We start from the raw sequence: 22659 nt of genomic DNA on the forward strand, positions 1-22659 counted from the left end.
ATAATATTTGCTTAACCGATGTTATAAAGAGTACATAGCTTTTATTTTATTATCATTGATACCAATACTATTAACAAGTTAAGTAGATGACGTTAGTCGTTGAGTCAAACTAACGAGTCTTCTAGTAATCTGCATTTGCCAAATCTTCACATAGTGCTTTGTTTTCTTGCTTTGAGAATCCCATCGTCCAACTACGAATACCTTGTAGTATCTGGCGATAGTCTTGCTGTGTAGATAAGTATTGAATAGCCGCTTTTGGATCTTCTAGAGAAGGCATTAGCTCATGCAGCTGTACAGTGTACGACTTATAGAACCGCTGCTTTTGCTTACCATTAAGCATTGGTGGGCATATCTCTGATAGTACTTGCATCACCGCAATTTCGTGCTTAGTAATGTTGATGCCAGACATGTCTAGCGGAATGGTAGTGCCAGAGTTATTCGCAGCATTAGAAGCTTGAGACAGCATAGCAACAGACGTTATCAGTCCTGCAATCCCAACTTTTGAGGCAGTATTTGCTATCACAGAAGCTATAGATAATATCGATTGTTTATTCATTCAGTATTACACTCGCTCGTCTTTATTTAATGGTCATATGTTAATCGGTAAAAAAACAAAAGTCACATAAAATATTGATTTATGTGTAGATATCTTGTGAGCCAAAACCATTTTTTAGCAACATATCAGTAGCATACCCTAATGACGTTACTTCAGTATCAGTACATCGGTTTGTATTGTTGTGGGGTGTTGCGTATTGTAACGCGATGCTTAATCGACTGGTTATCATTCGTTTGATACAGATCTTGTTACGCTATTTTTCTCATATAATCATTAGTATGAGATGAGAGTGATACTTTGCTAAAGACAGGGTTCGTGTCTTTATATTATTCAGTTATAATCGCCCATGCTATTAAAACGATACTTTTTCGTTAGACTGAGACGTCATATCATTGAAGAATTAGAGTATCATGTTTTCATTTTAAATATGAGCATCGTATTTTTATGCCATATCTTGAACAGACATGGCACGACAGCAGAATTATCAAGTAGAGATGTAGAAAAATCGGCAATAAAATATTAACCATATACTGAGCAGAAATGAGATTTTTAATTAGTAATGATGACGGTGTGTATGCGCCAGGATTATTGGCACTATCTCAGGCATTATCGACTATCGGAGAAGTGGTCGTCGTTGCTCCCAATGATGAACAAAGCGGCTATGCCAGCGCGCTGAGTGTTTCAAGACCATTGCATACGCATCAGCTGCCTTCTGGATTTATAGCGGTAAATGGCTCACCAGCTGATTGTGTATATCTAGCAATCCATGAATTATATCGTGATAGTGACTTTGATTGCGTGATTACAGGCATTAACTCAGGGGCTAACCTTGGACAGGATGTGATGTTCTCTGGTACGTTCGGTGCTGCATTGACCGCGCAACTATCTGGTATTCCTGCTATAGCAACGTCTTTGGTAGGCGGGGGTGTCAAAAACGGCGGGCAAGAATCAGCCAGTGATTATCAAGTGGCCGCACATGAAATCGTCAAACTGCTTACTGAGACTTCGATTTTAGAGATGCTCAAAAGTTTGCCCTATCATGTATTAAACGTTAATATTCCTGATGTGCAGCATGCCGATGATATCAATGGTCGAAAAATAACCTCACTAGGCCATAAGCAGGCTGCTCAGCCAGTACGTCATATGATAGACCCACGCGGCCGAGATGCATATTGGTTGTCTCTACGAAAAGGTAAAAATGAGCGACCATCAGAGACGTCAATCGATGCGTTACAAGCGAAGCAGGATATGATGACAGATTATCAAGCCGTAGCAGCAGGGTATGTCAGTTTATCACCAGTACGCCTGCATCATACGCCAACGGCAGCGCTGGATAGATTATCAACACTCACGCTATAAATTCTATAAGATATAACCCATACCGGCTTATTAAACACTGACGTGTTATGAGAATATCAGAGGACTCTTGTATGGCATTGAGAGCTTTTGAATGATTAAACAATGAATGAGCAACACAAAGAATAGGAACCTTGTATGAAAAAAATCATAGCTGGATCGCACCTTGTTAAAGCCGCGTTGATTGGTACTATGGCAGTCGCTACTCTATCTGTCGTTGGCTGTGCAACTAAACCTACCTATCAGTCAGCAAACCAAGCAGGTCCTAAGATTATTACTAACGCGCAAGGCGTCCCTAACTATCACCGTGTACAACGCGGCGATACGGTTAGCCAGATTGCAGCGCGCTATCGTCTGAACTACCGCCAAATCGGAGCGATGAACAATCTAGATAGTAAATACACCATCTATAGTGGGCAATGGCTCAAGCTATGGCAAGGCAATGCGGTAACCACTGCAAGTAACAATAGCTATAGTGCTCCAGTTCAAACGCAACCAACTTATACGCCACCTGTGACCCAATCTCAAACACCAGCTTATGAAGCCACTGCCAACTCTACCTCTGGTTATGATTATCCTACGCGCAACCCAGTAACTCGTAATATTGACCCTGCTGCGGGCAATATGGGAATGTGGTTTGCAGGCAAAGTTGGTGATCCAGTACTTGCCAGCCAATCAGGAACTGTGCTTTACTCAGGCAACGGTCTGCCAGAGTATGGCAATCTAATTATGATTCGTCATAGTGATAACTACATCACAGCCTACGCTCACAATAGCCAGTTGTTGGTGCAAGAGGGTGATACAGTACAGCGTGGCCAACGTATTGCTAGTATGGGCAGTAGTGGTCAGACCAATGAGATAGGCTTAGAGTTTCAAGTTCGCTTAAATGGTAATCCTATTGACCCACGTAGCGTACTTGGGCGTTAGACTTAAATAATAGCTACGGATAGCTTGGCCACTGTGAGCCATTTTATTTATTCATGTTTGAGATTTTTTATGAGATTAAAAAAGCAATACCTCACCCTTATGCCAGCATTAGTGATGGTCGGGTGTACAAGCCAGCAGGCAATGCAAAGTAAGCCTGTTCGTCAAGGCGGCGTTGAGATTACTCAAACCCAAACCGTTCAGGTCAAACCAACACCTGCACCAGTCGTAAAACCGCAGCCTGCGCCCAAGCCTAGCTATAGTAGCTTTTCTGATTGGAAGTCAGACTTTTCTATGCGGGCCATATCGTCAGGCTATGATGCCCAAGTTATTGGTCGATTGCTTGACTCTGCTTACCTAAATCAGCAAGTCATCTCATTAGATTCAGGTCAGCCTGAGTTTTCTAAGATGCCGTGGGAATACGTAGATTCTGCGGTATCAAGTGGACGTGTCAGTGTAGGGAAGCGCAAATTTGCTGAGCAGCGTGCTTATTTGTCTCAGCTAGAGTCTCAGTATGGGGTTAATGCAGAGATTATCGCTGCGATATGGGGTATGGAGTCATCGTATGGCGCTGTGACTGGTAATAGTGATTTGCCAAGTTCGCTTGCCAGCCTTGCTTATGATGGTCGTCGTCAAGAATTCGCTGAAACGCAGTTGCTATCGTTAGCGACCTTGCTACAACGCGGTGACGTATCATGGTCACAGTTGGACGGTTCTTGGGCAGGTGGTATGGGACAAACCCAGTTTATCCCTGAGACTTGGCTCAAACAAGGGGTTGATGGTGATGGTAATGGACATCGTAATCCTTGGGCGACTGGTGATGCGCTAGCCTCGACGGCCAACTATCTTAGTAACTCAGGTTGGGTTCGTGGCTTAGCACCGTTTTATGAAGCAACGGTGCCAGCATCGTTTGATTACTCAGTGGTTGGTAGCAAACAACCTGCCGCTAGATGGGCTGCGATGGGTGTCGATACGATAGCGGACGTTTACTTAGATGCCAATACTCAGATGGAGCTATGGTTACCCGCTGGTAAAGACGGTCCAGTATTATTGCTGAGCCCAAACTTCGATGTGATTAAAGTCTATAACAACTCATCAAGTTATGCATTGGGCGTTAGTCTGCTAGGCAAAACGATTAATGGACAAAGCGGTTTGCAAAAATCTTGGCCTCGTTATGAGCGTCCATTATCGACCACGCAAGTGACTAACCTACAGCGTCGGTTGACTAGTATGGGTTATGATACCAAAGGTGCTGATGGTATCGTGGGTACCAATACTCGTATGGCATTCCAGCGCTGGCAAGCAGATAACGGCCAAACACCAGATGGCTTCATTACTCAAAACAGTGCGTCTTCATTGGCTGGATGGTGAGGTAAACTGACGGTATTTATACACTGTATAAAAGTGGCTCTTTTTAATCGTACTTAGCCATTATGAATTAGTCACTAGTCATCAAACGATAATTTACTTTGTTCTACAAAAAGCACCTTGCCAAGGTGCTTTTTTTGTCTCAATCTATGTCTGATTTTGCTGACATCTTTAACACCACGGACAATGCAATAAATATCAAATATTAAGACCAGTGTAATCTGGCTTTATTCAAAACTTATCAGGACAAGGTTAATACAAGAAAGTTGATACTTTGAATGATAGACTCTAGATAATGTGTTTTTTAACGATGACTTTTACTCATAGTTTTAAGTGACAGTTTTCAATGACCATTTTTAATAACAGTTTCGATTACAAACAATTAGAACGACAGTAATTAGAACGACAGAAAGAGCGTGACCTTATGATTACCATGGAAGAATTACAAGCTGCGATACAGCAACGGATAGATAATTATCATATTACTGACTTTCCGCTACAAAAAAGAGCCGTTAACACTCTAGAGTTGCTAGACAGTCTAAACCATATACTGGCTCAAGATATAGGTTCGCCCTTTGATGTACCGCGGCAAAATCTATCTGCAATGGATGGTTATGCGATTGCCAAAGGTAGTGAGTTATCAGAAAACAGTACTATCGAGATCGTTGGTGAGTCGCAAGCTGGCAGTGCTTATACTGGTAAGACAGCAGCAGGGCAAGGGGCGCGGATTTTTACGGGTGCAGTCGTACCAGATTGCTGTGATACGGTCATTATGCAAGAGAATACAAACTTTGCAGATATCAAAGCGACCGTTGATAAATCTCGACCTTATAACATTACGCTCACGCAAACCGCCAAAGTTGACGATAATATCCGCTCACAAGGCGAAGAGATTGAGTCTGGCGAAGCCGTTTTGAAAATCGGTAAACGACTCAATTCTGCAGATATTAGCTTACTCGCCAACCTTGGTATTAGCCAAGTGAACGTGTTCCAGCCGCTTGTCGTAGGCGTGTTGGCAACAGGTGATGAGCTCGTGGCTATTGGCAATGAGCTACAAAGCCTAGCCCAAATATATAATTCTAATACTCCAACGCTCAAAAGCTTGCTATCAGATCTGCCTATCACTATTCGTGATTATGGCATTATTCCTGATAACCTAGAGCAGACGACTATCGCAGTCAATGAGGCCATGCAGGACTGTGATGTACTGATATCGACAGCAGGTGTCTCAGTTGGTGACTATGATTTTTTGACCACTGTGATCGAAACATTAGGTCAGATTAACCATTATAAAGTGGCGATGAAGCCTGGTAAGCCTTTTGTATTTGGTGAATTGAATAAAAATCTCGATAAGCCAGTACTGTATTTTGGCCTACCGGGCAATCCGCTCTCTACGGTTGTGGGGACGCTACAGTTTGTGATACCTGCGTTGTGGCAAATGTCAGGTGCTAGCGTATTAGAGCAGCCGATGCCGCTAACTATCAAAGCCAAACTGATCAGTGACATCAGAAAATCCCCCGGCCGCAAAGACTTTCAGCGTGGCGTATTGTCACGAGATGAGACAGGTCATTATCAAGTTGAGTGCTTTTCAAGACAGCAGTCACATAGAATCAAACAGCTGAGCCGCGCCAATTGCTTTATTGTATTGGACAAAGACAGTGGGAACGTAGCAGCTGGTAATGACGTCGTTGTACAACCGTTTCCTTGGCTACATCGCTAATTCATCGTTTGCCAATTTATTGTAAGGTGGTCGCACAGAGCTAGAGAGCAACCTTACACTGGTATGCTAAACACGAATAATAAAGTAGTGCTTATAGTAAGCAGTACTGATGGCAGTAACATATGATTGATGACAACATAGATGACAAACACAAAATAGACAGCTCGCAACTGTATTCGTCGAGCTTGGCACCGGCAATGTCTGATGGCTACATAGAGCCTGCTTTAGTCATGCCCACTGAGCAGATGAGTGACTATCACCAGCCACTAACCGATGGGTTTGCACGGCGTCTGACTTACTTGCGTCTGTCTATTACTGACTTTTGTAATTTTCGCTGTGAGTATTGCTTGCCAAATGGCTATCAAGGTAAGCGCCCTGATGATGAGCTGAGTATCTCTGAAATTGCGACCTTGGTGCGCGGCTTTGCTCAAGTAGGTACCAAAAAAGTTAGAATTACAGGTGGTGAGCCTTCTATTCGTCGTGATGTTGTCGAAATCATCGAAACGATCAAGCAAACTGACGGTATTGAGACAGTTGCGATGACCAGTAACGGTTATAAATTGGGTAAACATATAGCCAACTGGCAAGCTGCTGGACTTGACCAGCTCAATATCAGTATGGACAGTTTTGATGCCGCTACCTTTCATAAAATGACAGGCTTTGATACCTTGCCGCAGATATTGGCTGACATGGATATATTGTTAGAAACGACTGATATCAAACTGAAAATAAATAGTGTCTTGATGGCAGAGACTGCTTTTGAGAATTTAATCACGGCGATCGACTATGTCAAAGATAGACAAGTGACTTATCGCTTTATTGAATTTATGCAGACCAGTGATAATAGCGATTTGTTTTTTGCTCAGCATGCTCAGTCTGATATTATCACTGATTACTTGTTAGAAAATGGCTGGCAGCCGCATGAGCGCGGTAGTGCCGATGGTCCAGCAGTAGAATACAGCCACCCTGATTATGTTGGTCGTATCGGTATGATTGCCCCATATGCGGCGCACTTCTGTGATACCTGTAACCGCTTGCGTGTAAGCAGCCAAGGCAAGGTGCATTTGTGTCTGTTTGATCAAGGCAACTATGATATCCGTCCATACTTACAGCAAGACGATATCCAAGGACTGGTGAACACTTTACATAGCTTTATGCCGATTAAGCCTGAGCATCATCATCTGCATGACTCTAACAGTGGCATCATGCACAATCTATCGATAATCGGCGGATAGAAGTTTTTGAACCTGTAATTATGACGCTGATAGAGACTGTTTTCCAACGCAATCGTTTTTCAATATAGTTTTTTTTGATACAACGGATATTTAATACAATTATAAAATGACATCTATAAAGGATTATTTATGAGTAAGCCTGCTGCACAATTTACACCGCTTAATATTGCTGTATTGACCGTTTCTGATAGCCGTACGCTAGCAGAGGATACGTCAGGCCAGTACTTAGTAGATAGTTTGACCGAAGCAGGGCATCATTTAGCAGATCGTCAATTAATCACCGACGATATTTACCAGATTCGCGCAGTCATCAGTGGTTGGATTGCTAGTCCAGACGTTCATGCGGTTATTACAACTGGCGGTACAGGGTTCTTCATTAGAGATAGCATGCCAGAAGCTGTGAGTGTGCTGTTTGATAAATCAATCGATGGTTTTGGTGAAATGTTCCGTTTGATCTCAAAAGATGAAATTGGTATGTCTACCGTACAATCACGAGCAGTTGCTGGCATGGCCAATGGTACGGGTATATTCTGTCTACCAGGATCTTCTGGTGCTTGCCGTACGGGTTGGGAAAATATCTTAAAGGATCAGTTTGATAGCCGTACTCGTCCATGCAATTTTGTGCCGCATTTTTTGGCACAAAACCCTAGCCATGATTGAGTTATAAATAATTGAGCTATGAGTGATATACAATCAAATCTGAAAGGTAATAGCGTAATAACAGATTGCTCAAATAATCTGGATGGTTTGGCAGGTGTGGTTATCTTGGCAGGCGGGGCATCCAAGCGCATGGGAACGGCTAAAGCGATGCTGACACTACCGTCAGGTGAGCAGCTGCTAGACTATCACGTTCGTCATGCGAGCAAGTTACAGGTTCCTATATTGATTGCAGATAATGGTCGCGGCTTTCAAGCTGGTTTAGATGTCCATTCAGAAAAACCTAATGCGCCTGTTATTCACATTGCTGATTATGGTACTGATGTTGACTCTAATAAACATGATGAGCAGATCAAGACTGGCGGCGCTTTGGTCGCTATCGAATCAGCCTTACAAACATTGAACGATTTGAATGATTCAGGCGTATCAAAAAACGTACAAGCATCGTGGTTACTGGTTATCAGCTGTGATAGCTTAATACCAGCAACTGACTTGTGGCAGAAATTACAATGTGAAATAAGCCTTGCTGCCGATAAAAAAGTAATTTGCTTAAAAGATGACAGTCACCTATATCCATTGTTAGGGCTGTATCAGTTAAGCATCGAGCCTAATTTGAAAAGCTATATAGATAGCAGACAGCGTAGAGTGATGCAGTTTATTGAGCCATTAGTGCAAGCTGTACCATTTAGCAAAGAGTGGCAAAAGTTGACCAACTTTAATACGCCTGAAGATTTTAAGCAGGCATGTGCTGCTCTATCAAAATAATAAAAATATCACATAAGAAAGGTTATATAAATGAGTGACAGCGTTCAGATAAATCAGCAATCTACTTTATCTCACTTGGATAGTGATGGTGATATTACCATGGTCGATGTTAGTGGTAAGACAGCAACGACGCGAGAAGCCAATGCCTCTGGGCAAGTTCGTTTTCCCAGTGAAATTTATACGCAGATTAAAGCGGCTGATGGGATGACCAAAAAAGGCAGCATCACGCAAACGGCTCATATCGCTGGTATCATGGCGGCCAAACGTACTCATGATCTGATACCGCTTTGTCATCCACTACCGCTAGACAAGATAGGCTTAAGCTTTGAGTACAACGACGCGCTCAACAGTATCACGGTTAGTGCTGTAGTCAAGGTTACGCATAAGACAGGGGTTGAGATGGAGGCACTAACAGCGGTCAGCGTTGCTTGCTTGACTATCTATGATATGACTAAAGCACTATCGCATGACATCGTTATAGATGATATTCATCTGGTTAAAAAGACAGGTGGCAAGTCAGATTACAGTCATGCTTAAAGTGACGAAATTGCAGAGTACGTCATCAATTAATTAATAAAGATATGCTAAATGCCAAGCAAGGAAGCTTGCATAAGAGGGAGAGGTTTATGAGTGCTATCGATATGACAACTGATATCGAATTAACGATGAATATTAATGTCATGTATTTTGCCAGTTTGGCTGACGAGGCCAATTGTCAGCAAGAGACAGTAAGCGTACAGCAGGGTACGTCATTAACTGAACTATATGAACAGCTTAGTCAAAAGCATCGTTTTAGCCGTCCGCAGTCGGAGCTACGCGTTGCAGTAAATGACTACTTTGCTAAATGGACTGACCAGATAGACGATGGTGATAGCGTAGTTTTCATCACGCCAGTCGCTGGTGGTTAGACAAGCATTTACTAATGTCCATTTTATCAGTGGCTATTCAGTGGTTACAAAGAAAAAATAATAAATAGAGAAGAAAAATGACTGATAACGTCCACGATCATTCAATGAGCATCAAACGTAGTGCTGATGAGGCTTACCTTATCGCTGAGCGTGATGGTTTTGCGCTACTAGATATTGCGATTGACGAAGATAGGCTAAAAAGTACGTTAGATAATGACAGCTGCGGCGCGTTTGTTTGTTTTGAAGGGCGAGTGCGCAACCATAATAATGCCACGAGCGTTGATCGTCTTACCTATTATGGTTATGAGGATTTGGCAATCAATCAAGGTCGCGTCATTATAGAAGAAGCCAAAAAGCGTTTTGAAATTACGCATGCTATTGCGATACATCGTATCGGTGCGTTAGAAATTGGTGATGTTGCCGTATGGGTTGGGGTAGTGTCAGCGCATCGTTATCCAGCATTTGATGCGTGTCGCTGGATATTAGATACCATCAAAGCAGACATTCCTGTGTGGAAGCAAGAATACTACGAAGACGACTCGTCTAAATGGCTTAGCAATAATGGGTAAGTTAACAGCTATTGTTGGTGTGTCTGGGTGTTTGCTATTGTCACTGAATGCTTGTACGCAAGACAAAGACGCTAATACGACGCTTGCTGCTGATACCACTGAACCAGCCCAGACTTTGCGTATTGCTGCAGCTGCTAACTTATCTGATGTACTCCCTCATATTATTGATAGCTATCAGGCTGATAACAACTCATCTGTCCAAAATGTTTCAAGTATCTCAGATATTGAAGTTACTTATGCCTCTTCTGGCAAATTATATGCGCAAATCAAAGCAGGGGCACCGTATGATATATTCTTGTCTGCCAATCAAGATTTCCCTGCTAAATTGGCTGATGAAAATTCAGCTAGTGTTATTAACGAAGATAATAAGCTAACCAAGCCTTTTACGTATACGAGAGGTCAATTAGCGCTCTATAGTATCGCTAAACCTTTACATGGTTTTACGCCAACGTCGCTGGATGATGTGTTTACCAATGCTGACTTTACTCAGGACAGCAAGGTAGCTATCGCTAACCCTGACCTTGCTCCCTATGGTGCCTCTGCAAAAGCCTATCTGCAATCACAAAATATGTATGATAAGTTAAATGCTCAGAAAAGCTTGATACAGTCAGAGAATATCGGTCAAGCGTTTCAATATGCACATACGGGTAGTGTGGACTATGGTTTTGTAGCACAGTCTCAGCTTGTTGCGATTAAAGCCAAGCCTGAGCAGTTTATTACCTTGTTGCCAGCATCTTATCCAGCTATATTACAAGATGGCATAATTATCAATAACACCGCCCCAGCAGCAGACTTCACCGACTACCTGCGCTCAAAAGCAGGGCAGCAACACTTCTTGCAAGCAGGCTATCTGGCCGTCCAGTAATACGTTAGACTAACCCCTCTCATCATAGAACGAGCAGTGACATTATATGATCGACCAGTCTCTTATGTCAGATATGCTCAGTCCATTTTGGGTGAGCATCAAGCTCGCTTGCGTGACTACCTTATGTCTATTGCTATTTGCAACGCCTATCGCTTACTGGTTGGCTAAGCCGAGCCGTATAAAAGTAATAGGACGTCTTAAGGTACTGCTCATGGGCATCATTGCGATGCCTCTGGTGCTACCACCTACCGTGATTGGTTTTTATCTATTGTTACTGCTCAGTCCTAGTGTGGGTATCGGTAAATGGTTGAGCGAACATAATATTAGCCCGTTGATTTTTACCTTTGAAGGTCTGGTCATTGGTTCCATTATTTACTCATTACCGTTCTATATACAGCCAGTTTACGCACAGTTTTTGCGTATTCCACAAAGTGTCACAGAAGTTGCTCATCTCTTAGAACCAAGTCGTATGCGACGGTTTATGAAAGTGGCTTTACCGCAAGCGCGGGTGGGTATTATTTTGGGTAGTTTGGTAAGCTTTGCTCATACCATTGGGGAGTTTGGGGTTGTACTGATGATAGGGGGTAGCATCTCAGGCGAAACTAAAGTGGTATCGATTGCTATATATGAGCAGGTAGAAGCACTCAATTATGAGGCGGCTCATATGATGTCTGGTATTTTAATTATCATGGGTGTAGTGATGGTAGCGTTAATCGCTAGCGTAAGCCGAATAAGTCAACGTCCATAGCACTGGAACATTTGTATGCGAGTTAAGGAGTGTTAGGTAGCATAGTAGCTATATAAACAATGTCTAAACAAAATCTACAGACACAAAAAAACCTCAAACAATCTAATGCTTGAGGCGAAACTTGCTTAAACTCAAAGGTTTAAATTCGTTTTAAATATGGCGCAGCGGACGGGACTCGAACCCGCGACCCCCGGCGTGACAGGCCGGTATTCTAACCAACTGAACTACCGCTGCTTAGGTCTTTTAGCTTGTTTAGCCACTTGCTAAGAAGTGGTGGGTGATGACGGATTCGAACCGCCGACATTCTGCGTGTAAGGCAGACGCTCTACCAACTGAGCTAATCACCCTTCGAACAATTGCTAGGCAATTTATTCAACATCAACTGAGCCCTACGTTTGTCACTAAGCTCCGTTGCTGTGGGTGTGTATTATATAGATTTACTGTTGGGTGTCAAATATTATTTTAATGTTTTTAGAAAATAATTATAAATCGGACTTGTAGTCTATCAAAAATAGCACTCAAAGCCATGTATTATATAGCATTTCTAAAAATTTACTTATTATCATTATTTGTTGTTTGGCGGTGAAAAGCTACTATACTATGGATGCTTTATTCGTTGAACACGGTTGATGGAGGCCAATATAAACACTTTTACTATTAAAGATACTTTTACCAGCTGGACTTGGGGAGACTTAGCGGGTCTGGGTTTGGTGCTGCATATTGTACTTATGATAGTAATGACGCTGCGAGTGGTTTCTGTGCAGCGAAATATTGGTGTGTCTATTGCTTGGGTTGCTGTGCTTTACACATTGCCAGTATTTGGTTTTGTGGCGTACATCCTGCTCGGTGAGCCGATGATTGGACGGCGCTATCGTGAACGCGTAGATCAAGCCAGCATCTTGATGAATGATATGGCAAGGCGTGAGCATCTGATTTTTGACAAAGGGCAGGACTTATTGCCAGCTAACTACCGCGGTGTTAGCCAAATAGGAACGCGCTGGACCGGGTTTGGTGTATTTCCTAACCATCAAATGCAGCTGTTGACGGATCCTGCTTCGATTTTTCAGCGTTTGATTGAAGATATCCATGCCGCCCAGCGTATTGTCCTCATGGAATTTTATATTGTCTATCCAAAAGGACAGGTGTTAGAGGTTATAGAAGCGCTATCTGTAGCGGCTCAGCGCGGCGTAGAGTGTCATATATTGGCTGATAGTGTGGGCAGCTTTAGCTTTGTTAATAGTATCGTGCACCGTAAATTAGAAAAAGCAGGAGTTTATGTCCATCAGTCATTGCCAGTAGGACTATTTAAGACATTATTTAAACGCTCTGATTTGCGTAATCATCGTAAAATGGTGGTTATTGATGAACATATCGGCTATATCGGCAGCTTCAATCTGGTTGATCCAAGGTTTTTTAAGCAAAATAAAAACGTTGGTCAATGGATTGATGTGGCGCTACGAACGACTAGCCAGCACTCGATTAGTATCAATACAGCGATGGCCAAGGTAATTGTTACCGACATCGGTGCTGAAAGTAATGACAATCTTGCTGAGCTGCATCAACGGGTTAACAACTACACCCGTAAGTTATATGTGATGCATCCGACCATCAATGATCTAAATAGCCGGGTGAAGGTATTGGCGGATACGGTTGATGATCATGAGCAGCCAGATATAGGCGCCACCTCGATTGTCGTACCAAAGATGCCTGTCGTGGACAAAGTCTTAGCGCAGCTAATACCTTCAGCACCGCAGCTAACGGCTCATGTGATTTATAATACGTTAGTTACCGTGATTCATCGCGCTAATAAGCGCATCCGTATTACCACGCCTTATTTTGTCCCTGATGAGTCCCTATCGGGTGCGCTAACGATAGCGGCTAAGCGCGGCGTTGATGTGACGATTATTGTTCCTGAAAAGGTGGATTCGTTTCTGGTACAGCATGCCTCTCAAGCTTATTATCAAGAGTTATTGGATGCTGGAGTGACGATTGCCTTGTTTAGAGGTGGTTTGCTACACGCAAAAACAGTGGTTATCGATGATGACTACTGTCTATTTGGCACCGTCAATATTGATATGCGCAGCTTTTATTTAAATATGGAAGTCAGTTTGGCGATTTATACGCCAGAAATGGTCGCCCAAGTAGCGGACTGTCAGGAAGTCTATTTAGAAAACTGCCGAATCCTAGATAGTGATGAGTGGCAACAGCGTCACGGATCAAAACGCTTGTTTGACAATGTCGTGCGCTTGTTCAGTCCTTTATTGTAGCACTCGAACTTTTAAGGTAAGGTAATCTACCAGTATCGCTCTATTATTTTAGTAGTATTAGCACTTTTATAGCCTATGCTTTTTTGGTTTATCTATCTGCAAAGAGGTCACTTCCGTCTATGTCTGCATCACCTTTAACACCACTGGACTATATTGCAGAAGGCTACTGGCAAGATTTCTTAGCTGGGCGTCCTATTGCGGGCGGTATCGCCTACGAAACTGAGCTGCGCGCTTGTATGCTAGACGAGTCGCTTGAGAGTTTACAGCGTATCGATACGCTATTGTCCCAAGTACGCCGAGATATGATCAAGAGCGGTATATGGGATGAGACGACACTGCTGGTCGATGAACGCTATCGTAATTTTATGATGTTTTTGGCGTTTTATGCCGGTCGTGTATTGGCGCAGCAGTGGCAAAGCAAGCCACATTGGTACGGTCAGTTTGAGCTGCGTAAACGTTACCCTGAGCTAGCATTGGTCACCGATGATTTTTATCAGCATATGGCAGTCGGTTATGATGATAGCGTAGGTAAAGAGCGTCTATTTTTTGCACTAGAGCCAATAGGTTTACGTCTGTTTGGTCATATTGATCGGCAGTTTGACGCGGTACAAGGCGGGCAAGTAGAGAGCGGGTTATATCAAGCGGTTAGCCTTAAACTACCAACTATTCTAAGTAACGATGTTCATTCAGTGTCCGAATTAACAGCGCATAAAGTAACAACACATAAAGCAACCACTCATCAAGTCACTGAAAGTATCGCTCCGAGCGCAGATTTAAATACGCATGTTGGTACTAGTCAATTAAATGTTCCTCTTAACAAGCCAGAGGAAGTATCGATAGGAGCTGAGCATAACCAAGCAAACGTAGTACCTCCTGAGTCTGAGAGCTCGATAAAGCCTGAGCTGACTAAAGTAGCGCAACCAACGGCTAAGCCTACGTCACCTGTAAAAAACACATCAACGCCAGAGATGTTTACGCAGCTGCTCGTAGAGTTAGATGAGATAACGGTGCCACAACCAACGGGTGATATGCAATATCAGCAAGCGCGCAAAGTATTAGATCAGTTCGAGCAGCATATTGCCAAGCAGAACAAATCTCGTCGCCAAGTTATATTTTCAGATGATCATATTGCGGCAAAAAACAAAGCGCTGCTATTACTACAAGCGGCTGCTGAAGATGGTAATACGGCTGCAATGTTACGTTTGGCCATGTATGAATTGTTAGGTGAAGGTTTGACAGCGGACAGTGACAATCAAAAAAAATCGGGCGTAGAATGGGTTAATCAAGCCGCTAGTAAAAACGACAGCCGTGCTCAGCGTCTACTCAGTAAAATGTATTACCAAGGAGTAGGGGTATCCCAAGATATAGATAGCGGTAAATACTGGTTAGAGCAGGCAGCGGATAATGGTCATACAGAAGCGGCCAATCTGGTTCAGCAATGGCAGCAAGCAGAAATGCTGCTGACCACACAGAAGCAAGAGCAGCATAGCACCAAGCGTTATCAGCTGTTAATTGGCGCAATCATCGCAGTCGCTTTATTGATAATAATCATTATCTAACAATCGTTATCTAATAACTATTTACTCAGTAACTTTTTAAAAGCTTATTGTTACAGCTTAAATTCAGGTAGAATTGGCGCGCTCTACATTTACCCTTTTATTGTTTGATTCATAACTAATTTGGGCTGTTCCATGCCATCATCTAATACCCCGTCTGACCACTCTGCAAATCCAATTAACCCTGTATCATCACCTAATCGTGAGGTACACGAGACACCTTTATATTATCAGTCTCTTATTGGGCTGCTAAAGCCACTATATCGTCTGCAAGTATGGCGTCGATCTCATAAAAACGATAACTATCAACAAGAAATCGATCAGCGTTTTGGTAAGCAGTACCCACCGCGCCCAACGGTCGATGCTAATAGCAATAAAGGGGTGATTTGGTGCCACGCAGTCTCATTAGGTGAGACCAATACGGTCGCGCCTTTATTAGATATGTTATTGGCTAATGGCTACCAGATATGGTTGACCAATACGACTCAGACAGGTTTTGCTCGTGGTGCCAGTCGTTTTGCAGAACAGATAGCTCAGGGTCAGATGAGTCATAGCTATGTGCCAGTCGACAGCCCTGCTGTAATCGAGACTTTCTTAACGCATGTACATCCGATCGCTGCACTGTTTGTAGAAACAGAGCTGTGGGCAAATATCTTGACCAAACTATCTCAGCACCGTATTCCAAGTATTCTAGTCAACGGTCGATTATCGGCTTCTTCTTTTCAGAGCTATCAAAAAATTGGTGCAGTCAGTGCCAGTATGATGAAAAACCTCTCCTTAATTATTGCGCAAGACAGTGACTCTGCTAAACGCTTTAGGCAACTAGGGGCTAGTAGCGCCCAAATTCGTGTGGCAGGCTCATTAAAGTGGGTAATTAATGCGTCCAAAGCTGATGACAAAGCGGTAGAAGATAACCGTATTTATAATAAGAAAGCTGATCTGCGAGCAGATTTTGGTATAGCAGATCGTCCTGTGTGGGTAGCTGCGAGTACTCATGATGGCGAAGAGGCAGCAGCGTTGTCATTGCAGCAGCAACTACTGTCTCAAGCCACATTAGCAGATACATTGCTTGTTATTGTCCCTAGACATCCTGAGCGTTTTGACGCAGTAGCAGAACTCATTCAGAAAACTGGGTTAAATATGGCTCGGCGCAGTGATGGAGACGTGCTTGATGCAGATACGCAAGTCTATCTAGCAGATAGCATGGGTGAGATGATGACTTGGTATACATTGGCAAATGTAGCATTTGTGGGCGGCTCACTGGTAGATATTGGCGGGCATAATCCAGTGGAGCCTGCTAGTGTGGCCACGCCTGTACTGATGGGACGTTATACTCAGTCTTGTCAAAGCGTGATAGACAAACTGGCTAGCGTAGGCGCTGTATATCAGCCAAGTAATGATTTTTATTGTCCAGTCGAGTCAAATAACTCAAGTAGTTGGGATGCACAGATAGTTAGTGATGATCAGTTAAAGGCGAACAAAAAATCCTCTCGCAAGAAAACAGCTTATAATCGTGAAGAGGCTGTTAGCATTTATACGCAGCTAGAGACTTGGCTGCGCAATTTGCCATTGGCCGCGCAGGCAGGGCAAGCTGGCGAGCAAATGACGATACAGCAGCAAGCGGTATTGACCCGCCAATTTACTATGATTGAAGACGCAATCGAGATGTCTTCTAACCAAGATAGCTTATGAACTGTATATTATTGCCCGCTGAAAATTTCTCAGCAAACGCAGCAAAAATCGATGCCTTGTCTCAAGTCAGCCATGTGACTAAAGTGCTAGACGCAAAAGTCGGTGATACGCTTAAAATTGGCCAAATAGGCGGTAACCTTGGTACGGCTGTTATCGAAGATATTACCTCTGACAGCATTCAGCTAGGTAACGTCCAGCTGAATACTGTGCCGCCTGCCAAATTGGATCTGACTGTTATTTTGGCGTTACCGCGTCCTAAAGTGCTACGGCGATTGATCATGGATATGACGGCGCTTGGTGTACGCGATATCATTCTTATCAATAGCTACCGTACTCAAAAAAGCTATTGGCAAAGTCCCATGCTTGAGCGGATTGACGAGTTTGTATTAGAAGGTCTGCAGCAAAGCATCGATACGATCGCTCCTAGTATTACGCTACAAAAACGTTTTAAGCCATTTGTTGAAGATTCACTTGCAAGCCTAATAAGCAATCGAGCGATTGTCGCGCATCCTTATAGTCAGCAGTCATTTTCTGAGTTTTTACCACAGCAACCATCACGAGAGCTACCGAGTATAGTCTGCATAGGCGCTGAAGGTGGCTGGATCGACTATGAAATAGAGCTGTTGTCAGCACAAGGCTGCACACCTGTACATATAGGTTCTCGTATCTTGCGAACGGAAGCTGCGGTCAATGCAATCTTAGGGCAATGGTTGCTTTAGATGGACACTAAAACGCGTCGCTAGACCAAACTATTGAAAGAGCTGGTGAAAAATAGTTCTTAAAAATCAATGCTAAAGACTCATCACAGGTATATTTGCCAGTTAAACAAATGTATTGATAATTAATCTCACTTCCATTAGTATGTTGCTTTGATATATTATGGCCTGATTACTGCTAACGCTTAGCAAGTCATCGTTATAATCACTGTTATTTTGTCTCACCATCCGTCTTACTTTTTTTATAGCATTACTATGGGGAAAACCATGTCATTGAACGCTATCAGCGCTAACCTAACCTCTACGAAGCTTATCCTACCTGCAGCCGTATTTGGCATGATGTTGGGTTTGGCAGGTTGTAGTAATTCTTCAACCACAGAAGAAAGCGTAGAAGTAGAGTCAACAGAAACAGGTGCTGAGCAGCAAGCAGCAACTGACGAAGCTACGACTGCTGATGGTCAGACGATTACTATCTACTCATCACGTAATGAGCAGCTGATTAAGCCATTGTTAGATCGCTATACTGAGCAAACAGGCGTAAAAGTTGAACTGGTTACAGACCAAACTGGGCCTTTGATGGCGCGTCTAAAAGCTGAAGGTCAGAATACTCCAGCTGATATGCTATTGACGGTTGATGCTGGTAACTTATGGCAGGCTGCAGAGCAAGGACTATTACAGCCAGTATCGTCTACTGTGTTAGAGGCCAACGTCCCTGCAAAATACCGTGATCCAAAAGGTCAGTGGACAGGTCTGTCACTACGTGCACGTACTATCTTTTATGATCCAAGCAAAGTCACTGCCGACCAGTTGTCTACTTATGCAGATTTGGCCGATCCAAAATGGAAAGGCAAACTATGCTTACGCACCTCTAAAAAGGTCTATAACCAATCGCTTGTAGCTAGCATGATGGAGCATTTGGGCGAAGAGAAGACCGAAGCGGTTATCAAAGGGTGGGTTGATAACCTAGCGACTGATGTGTTCAGTGATGACGTTGCGATGTTAGAAGCTATCGCTGCTGGTCAGTGTGAAGTGGGTATCGCTAATAGCTACTACTATGGTCGTCTATTGGACGAAAAACCAAACTTCCCTGTGAAGATATTCTGGGCAAACCAAGATACGACTGGTACGCACGTAAACATCTCAGGCGCTGGTGTGGTTGCAGGTTCAGACAATCCAGATGGCACGCTTAAACTGATAGAGTGGTTGTCATCTGATGAGGCACAAGGTCTTTATGCCAGCTCTGACAAAGAATTCCCAGTAAAAGTAGGTATCGATGAGTCAGACATGCTCAGATCATGGGGCGAGTTCAAAAAAGACGATATCAATGTACAGAAATTCGGTGAACTACAAACTCAAGCTATCCAAATGATGGATAAAGCGGGTTATAAATAAGGGATCGCCAATAATACTGATACCAATCTTAAAACCATAACTTTTAGACAATAGTTCTCAAAACAGTAGCTTTTAAACAACAGCTTTTAAAGAATGGGTTCAAAGGTTAGTCGTTACAGATGAGTTATTCAAGTAACGACGATTTTGAGGTTGGTATAAGCTTACAAGGTCTCTATACGTATGACACGGTAATGATAATATGATCACAACGCCAGATGCGTCTGTTAGTCAAAATGATACTGTCAATGATACTGTCAATGACGGTGTTAATGACCAGCAGACTGTCAGCCAAGACCACGCCCTTCGTAAACGTATTATCTCGAAATCAGTCTTAGGGCTGATTTCGTTGTTTATGCTAGTACCGATTTTAATCGTGCTGCTGTCGTGGACTCAGCCAGTGGCAGAGATTTGGACACACATGGCAGACTATGTACTGCCGCAAGTGCTCAAAAACACGGCGATTTTACTGCTAATGGTGACTGTCGTTTCAGGTACTATTGGTACTGCTCTGGCTTGGGTTACTAGTATGTATCGTTTCCCTGGTCAGCGTTTCTTTTCATGGGCGTTGATGTTGCCACTTGCCATCCCTGCTTATGTATTGGCATTTGTCACTATCGGCATTGTTGATTTCAGTGGGCCGTTACAGACAGCTTTACGCGATTCCGGTATTAGTACTGCCATACCATCGATAAGGAATGTATGGGGTGCAGGCTTGGTATTATCGCTAGCGTTTTATCCTTATGTATATTTGCTAGCGCGTCAGGCATTTTTGTCACAAGGCAGGCGAGCGATAGAAGCGGGGCAGATGCTTGGTTTGAGTCGTAGCCGTGTGTTCTTTCGACTGGCTCTACCACAAGCACTGCCGTGGATCATTGGCGGCTTGTTGCTAGCCAGTATGGAAGCCTTAGCGGATTTTGGTGCAGTATCCGTATTCAATGTCGATACTTTTACTACCGCCATTTATAAGGCGTGGTTTGGTTTCTTTAGTTTGACCACAGCGGCTCAGTTAGCGGCCTTGCTCATTGGTGTGATATTTATCGTGGTATTGTTTGAGCAGTATTGGCAAGCTAAGCGTGGTAGTTCACTTACCCAAGGTAGTAGTCAACGTTTTGATGCTAGCAAACCTGCCAAACTCGCCATGACACTGCTGTGTATGCTGATCTTTTTAGTTGCCTTTTTAATTCCTTTCTTACAGCTCATCTATTGGACAGCACTGAATTTTCGCCAAGATTTTGATGCGCGTTACATTGATTTTGTCATCAACAGCCTCATGATTGCTAGTATGACCACGCTATTTATTGCCTTTTTGGCCATTATTATTGCGTGGATCAAACGGCAGTATCCTGATAAATCGACTAAGCTAATGACCACTTTAGCCAATTTAGGCTATGTCGTACCGGGGACTGTGTTGGCGGTAGGGATATTTATACCTATTGCGTGGCTTGATAATCAAATGATTGCGTTTGGTATTACCTCACAGCAAGTGCTCTCTGGCAGTGTTATTGTTATGTTACTGGCGTTATCGACGCGTTTTATGACGGTGAGTTTTCAGCCAGTTGATAGACAGTTGCAACGATTGACTGTCAATCAAGAGGCTGCTGCAAAATTACTTAGCGACAGTCCTTATCAGCGCTGGCGTCATGTGATGCTGCCTGTACTTAGCCCTGGCGTATTGACTGCATTATTGATGGGTTTTGTCGAAGTGATGAAAGAGATGCCCATTACGCTGATGACACGGCGTCAAGGCTGGGATACGCTTGCAGTACGAGTATTTGAAATGACGAGCGAAGGTATGTGGGGACGAGCCGCATTACCGAGTTTGCTAATCGTGCTGGTTGGCTTGCTCCCTGTTTGGATATTACTGCGTCAAAGTGACAAACATAGCTAATAGCAACAAAGTTAATAGCAATAATTTGACATAGGTTAAACAGCACACTCGTAGTGTCAGCTATATTATAATTTGCCCTGTTTTATCGATGGTTTTACTTACTAATAGCGAACTGGTACCGTTTATGTACACTGATTCAATGAACGACTCTACAAATTCTAAGTCAGAAAAGGCTCGGGCTAGCCATACGCCTGTAGCAAAATCACCACTGTCACAAAATAGAATTAATCCAGTTCAGCCGAATAAAACTGTAGAACAAAGCAATACCTCACAACAAAATACTGAGAAATATATCGCGACAGATCCTTACTTTAGTGTGCAAAATCTCATTGTAGGCTATGACGATACTATCGTCGTTAATGGTCTATCGTTGATGTTGGATCAAGGCGAGATTGGTTGCTTCTTAGGTTATAGCGGCTGCGGGAAGACCACAGCGCTTCGAGCAATCGCGGGACTGGAGCAAAGTCGCGGCGGTACTATCTATCTAAATAATCAGCGCCTAACTGAAAAAAATGCTCGCCAATCATTTGCAGTGGCGCCAGCCAAGCGTGGTATGGGCATGGTGTTTCAAGACTATGCTCTGTTTGGTCATTTAAGCGTGGCAAAGAATATTGCCTTTGGTCTTAATAAATGGTCATCTGCTGACAAAAAAGCTCGAGTGGCTGAGATGCTAAGCTTAGTTGAATTGACTGAGCATGCAGACAAACGTCCTAATGAACTCTCTGGTGGTCAACAGCAGCGTGTAGCTCTCGCAAGAGCACTAGCCCCCAAACCAAAACTACTATTACTTGATGAGCCCTTCTCTAATCTAGATGTGGTGCTGCGTGAGTCATTGGCAATGAATGTCCGTGATATCCTCAAACGTACTAATACCACAGCGATTTTGGTCACTCATGATCAAAATGAAGCGTTTGCGTTAGCGGATAAAGTAGGGGTAATGGATAAAGGGCGATTGGTACAGTGGGCGCGACCAAGCGAGCTGTATCATGAGCCTGTCAGTCCTTTTGTCGCTGAATTCGTAGGCGAAGGCGCGATGATAGACGGCATTATCAAAGAAGGTCATGTTGAGACGGCACTGGGGAATATCTATCGCCGTATGGAAGTCTATGATGAATCAGGACAACCACAGTACTGCGAATATGATTATCCAAATGGTACACCGATCAAAGTACTTGTGCGCCCTGATGATATTATTCATGATGATGACAGTACGCAGACAGCTTTGGTTATCGGGCGTGTGTTTCGCGGTGCTAACTACTTGTACCGTCTGCAGTTAGATGACGGACAAACTGTCTTATCCTTGGTTGCGAGCCATCATAATCATGCAATCGGCTCGCATATTGGCATTCTGCCTTTGCTAGAGCATGTCGTAGTCTTCGATGAAAAAGACATCAATGCCACTACTTGGTCAGAATACGATAGGTCATCGAGAATGGATGAAGAGGTTTAGTAGCTTTCATCATTCTTGGGCAATCGT

20 protein-coding genes and 2 tRNA genes are annotated in these 22659 nt (G+C 43.3%); 19 read left to right on the top strand and 3 right to left on the bottom strand.

Going from position 1 to position 22659, the window contains the following annotated elements; genetic code table 11:
* Positions 1-121: 121 nt before the first annotated feature.
* Positions 122-556, bottom strand: coding sequence for an MCR_0457 family protein (locus ACQKCP_RS00435; protein ID WP_057759051.1), 435 nt, complete (start codon positions 554-556; stop codon positions 122-124).
* 540 nt (positions 557-1096) lie between these two features.
* Between ACQKCP_RS00435 and surE the strand changes: the two genes are divergently transcribed.
* From surE to modB, 12 genes are all read left to right on the top strand, one after another.
* On the top strand, positions 1097-1915 hold the full coding sequence (gene surE, locus ACQKCP_RS00440; protein ID WP_427610873.1) for a 5'/3'-nucleotidase SurE: 819 nt from the start codon (positions 1097-1099) through the stop codon (positions 1913-1915).
* Positions 1916-2050: 135 nt separating this feature from the next.
* Complete coding sequence (locus tag ACQKCP_RS00445) at positions 2051-2839, top strand: peptidoglycan DD-metalloendopeptidase family protein (protein WP_427610874.1); 789 nt, start codon at positions 2051-2053, stop codon at positions 2837-2839.
* 69 nt (positions 2840-2908) lie between these two features.
* Complete coding sequence (locus ACQKCP_RS00450) at positions 2909-4207, top strand: lytic murein transglycosylase (RefSeq protein WP_101206205.1); 1299 nt, start codon at positions 2909-2911, stop codon at positions 4205-4207.
* Between the two features lie 421 nt (positions 4208-4628).
* Positions 4629-5924, top strand: coding sequence for a molybdopterin molybdotransferase MoeA (locus ACQKCP_RS00455; protein ID WP_427610875.1), 1296 nt, complete (start codon positions 4629-4631; stop codon positions 5922-5924).
* A gap of 197 nt (positions 5925-6121) precedes the next feature.
* A complete protein-coding gene (moaA, locus tag ACQKCP_RS00460) occupies positions 6122-7159 on the top strand; it encodes a GTP 3',8-cyclase MoaA (protein WP_427611648.1) in 1038 nt (345 codons plus the stop codon).
* Positions 7160-7288: 129 nt separating this feature from the next.
* The gene (moaB, locus tag ACQKCP_RS00465; RefSeq protein WP_102078147.1) at positions 7289-7819 is read left to right on the top strand and encodes a molybdenum cofactor biosynthesis protein B; all 531 of its coding nucleotides are present in this window, start codon (positions 7289-7291) and stop codon (positions 7817-7819) included.
* An 18-nt stretch (positions 7820-7837) separates the two neighbouring features.
* Entirely contained in the window at positions 7838-8581 is a 744-nt protein-coding gene (gene mobA, locus ACQKCP_RS00470) for a molybdenum cofactor guanylyltransferase (protein ID WP_427610876.1), read from the top strand.
* Between the two features lie 30 nt (positions 8582-8611).
* Positions 8612-9118, top strand: coding sequence for a cyclic pyranopterin monophosphate synthase MoaC (moaC, locus tag ACQKCP_RS00475; RefSeq protein WP_427610877.1), 507 nt, complete (start codon positions 8612-8614; stop codon positions 9116-9118).
* Positions 9119-9207: 89 nt separating this feature from the next.
* Positions 9208-9489: a MoaD/ThiS family protein gene (locus tag ACQKCP_RS00480; protein ID WP_427610878.1), complete on the top strand. Its 282-nt coding sequence runs from the start codon at positions 9208-9210 to the stop codon at positions 9487-9489.
* A gap of 77 nt (positions 9490-9566) precedes the next feature.
* The gene (locus ACQKCP_RS00485; RefSeq protein WP_427610879.1) at positions 9567-10058 is read left to right on the top strand and encodes a molybdenum cofactor biosynthesis protein MoaE; all 492 of its coding nucleotides are present in this window, start codon (positions 9567-9569) and stop codon (positions 10056-10058) included.
* Positions 10051-10923 (top strand): molybdate ABC transporter substrate-binding protein, encoded by an 873-nt coding sequence (gene modA / locus ACQKCP_RS00490; RefSeq protein ID WP_427610880.1) that lies wholly within the window; start codon positions 10051-10053, stop codon positions 10921-10923. The genes ACQKCP_RS00485 and modA overlap by 8 nt, the downstream gene beginning before the upstream one ends.
* A 46-nt stretch (positions 10924-10969) precedes the next feature.
* Complete coding sequence (gene modB, locus ACQKCP_RS00495; RefSeq protein ID WP_201555886.1) at positions 10970-11671, top strand: molybdate ABC transporter permease subunit; 702 nt, start codon at positions 10970-10972, stop codon at positions 11669-11671.
* 157 nt (positions 11672-11828) lie between these two features.
* Here modB and ACQKCP_RS00500 read toward each other — a convergent pair.
* Positions 11829-11905, bottom strand: a tRNA-Asp gene (locus ACQKCP_RS00500).
* A 37-nt stretch (positions 11906-11942) separates the two neighbouring features.
* Positions 11943-12018: transfer RNA gene (locus ACQKCP_RS00505), tRNA-Val, on the bottom strand.
* Positions 12019-12300: 282 nt separating this feature from the next.
* Between ACQKCP_RS00505 and ACQKCP_RS00510 the strand changes: the two genes are divergently transcribed.
* From ACQKCP_RS00510 to ACQKCP_RS00540, 7 genes are all read left to right on the top strand, one after another.
* Positions 12301-13938 (top strand): cardiolipin synthase, encoded by a 1638-nt coding sequence (locus ACQKCP_RS00510; protein WP_427610881.1) that lies wholly within the window; start codon positions 12301-12303, stop codon positions 13936-13938.
* Positions 13939-14057: 119 nt separating this feature from the next.
* Positions 14058-15497 carry a tetratricopeptide repeat protein gene (locus ACQKCP_RS00515; protein ID WP_427610882.1) on the top strand — a complete coding sequence of 480 codons (1440 nt, stop codon included), beginning with the start codon at positions 14058-14060 and terminating at the stop codon, positions 15495-15497.
* 132 nt (positions 15498-15629) lie between these two features.
* Positions 15630-17186, top strand: a complete 1557-nt coding sequence (locus tag ACQKCP_RS00520; protein WP_427610883.1) for a 3-deoxy-D-manno-octulosonic acid transferase — start codon at positions 15630-15632, stop codon at positions 17184-17186.
* Positions 17183-17905: a 16S rRNA (uracil(1498)-N(3))-methyltransferase gene (locus tag ACQKCP_RS00525; protein ID WP_427610884.1), complete on the top strand. Its 723-nt coding sequence runs from the start codon at positions 17183-17185 to the stop codon at positions 17903-17905. The genes ACQKCP_RS00520 and ACQKCP_RS00525 overlap by 4 nt, the downstream gene beginning before the upstream one ends.
* Before the next feature lie 264 nt (positions 17906-18169).
* Positions 18170-19294 (top strand): extracellular solute-binding protein, encoded by a 1125-nt coding sequence (locus tag ACQKCP_RS00530; RefSeq protein WP_191114888.1) that lies wholly within the window; start codon positions 18170-18172, stop codon positions 19292-19294.
* A gap of 199 nt (positions 19295-19493) precedes the next feature.
* Positions 19494-21182, top strand: a complete 1689-nt coding sequence (locus ACQKCP_RS00535; RefSeq protein WP_427610885.1) for an ABC transporter permease — start codon at positions 19494-19496, stop codon at positions 21180-21182.
* A 124-nt stretch (positions 21183-21306) separates the two neighbouring features.
* Entirely contained in the window at positions 21307-22632 is a 1326-nt protein-coding gene (locus tag ACQKCP_RS00540) for an ABC transporter ATP-binding protein (protein WP_427610886.1), read from the top strand.
* Positions 22633-22659: the final 27 nt, after the last annotated feature.

It is taken from the genome of Psychrobacter sp. NPDC078631, from assembly GCF_050268165.1.
Taxonomy (GTDB): domain Bacteria; phylum Pseudomonadota; class Gammaproteobacteria; order Pseudomonadales; family Moraxellaceae; genus Psychrobacter.

What these genes read in the sequence shown, in the direction of transcription:
- ACQKCP_RS00435 (WP_057759051.1), bottom strand. Translation starts at nt 556, where the DNA reads ATGAATAAACAATCGATATTATCTATAGCTTCTGTGATAGCAAATACT.
- surE (WP_427610873.1), top strand. Translation starts at nt 1,097, where the DNA reads ATGAGATTTTTAATTAGTAATGATGACGGTGTGTATGCGCCAGGATTA.
- ACQKCP_RS00445 (WP_427610874.1), top strand. Translation starts at nt 2,051, where the DNA reads ATGAAAAAAATCATAGCTGGATCGCACCTTGTTAAAGCCGCGTTGATT.
- ACQKCP_RS00450 (WP_101206205.1), top strand. Translation starts at nt 2,909, where the DNA reads ATGAGATTAAAAAAGCAATACCTCACCCTTATGCCAGCATTAGTGATG.
- ACQKCP_RS00455 (WP_427610875.1), top strand. Translation starts at nt 4,629, where the DNA reads ATGATTACCATGGAAGAATTACAAGCTGCGATACAGCAACGGATAGAT.
- moaA (WP_427611648.1), top strand. Translation starts at nt 6,122, where the DNA reads ATGTCTGATGGCTACATAGAGCCTGCTTTAGTCATGCCCACTGAGCAG.
- moaB (WP_102078147.1), top strand. Translation starts at nt 7,289, where the DNA reads ATGAGTAAGCCTGCTGCACAATTTACACCGCTTAATATTGCTGTATTG.
- mobA (WP_427610876.1), top strand. Translation starts at nt 7,838, where the DNA reads ATGAGTGATATACAATCAAATCTGAAAGGTAATAGCGTAATAACAGAT.
- moaC (WP_427610877.1), top strand. Translation starts at nt 8,612, where the DNA reads ATGAGTGACAGCGTTCAGATAAATCAGCAATCTACTTTATCTCACTTG.
- ACQKCP_RS00480 (WP_427610878.1), top strand. Translation starts at nt 9,208, where the DNA reads ATGAGTGCTATCGATATGACAACTGATATCGAATTAACGATGAATATT.
- ACQKCP_RS00485 (WP_427610879.1), top strand. Translation starts at nt 9,567, where the DNA reads ATGACTGATAACGTCCACGATCATTCAATGAGCATCAAACGTAGTGCT.
- modA (WP_427610880.1), top strand. Translation starts at nt 10,051, where the DNA reads ATGGGTAAGTTAACAGCTATTGTTGGTGTGTCTGGGTGTTTGCTATTG.
- modB (WP_201555886.1), top strand. Translation starts at nt 10,970, where the DNA reads ATGATCGACCAGTCTCTTATGTCAGATATGCTCAGTCCATTTTGGGTG.
- ACQKCP_RS00510 (WP_427610881.1), top strand. Translation starts at nt 12,301, where the DNA reads ATGGAGGCCAATATAAACACTTTTACTATTAAAGATACTTTTACCAGC.
- ACQKCP_RS00515 (WP_427610882.1), top strand. Translation starts at nt 14,058, where the DNA reads ATGTCTGCATCACCTTTAACACCACTGGACTATATTGCAGAAGGCTAC.
- ACQKCP_RS00520 (WP_427610883.1), top strand. Translation starts at nt 15,630, where the DNA reads ATGCCATCATCTAATACCCCGTCTGACCACTCTGCAAATCCAATTAAC.
- ACQKCP_RS00525 (WP_427610884.1), top strand. Translation starts at nt 17,183, where the DNA reads ATGAACTGTATATTATTGCCCGCTGAAAATTTCTCAGCAAACGCAGCA.
- ACQKCP_RS00530 (WP_191114888.1), top strand. Translation starts at nt 18,170, where the DNA reads ATGTCATTGAACGCTATCAGCGCTAACCTAACCTCTACGAAGCTTATC.
- ACQKCP_RS00535 (WP_427610885.1), top strand. Translation starts at nt 19,494, where the DNA reads ATGATCACAACGCCAGATGCGTCTGTTAGTCAAAATGATACTGTCAAT.
- ACQKCP_RS00540 (WP_427610886.1), top strand. Translation starts at nt 21,307, where the DNA reads ATGTACACTGATTCAATGAACGACTCTACAAATTCTAAGTCAGAAAAG.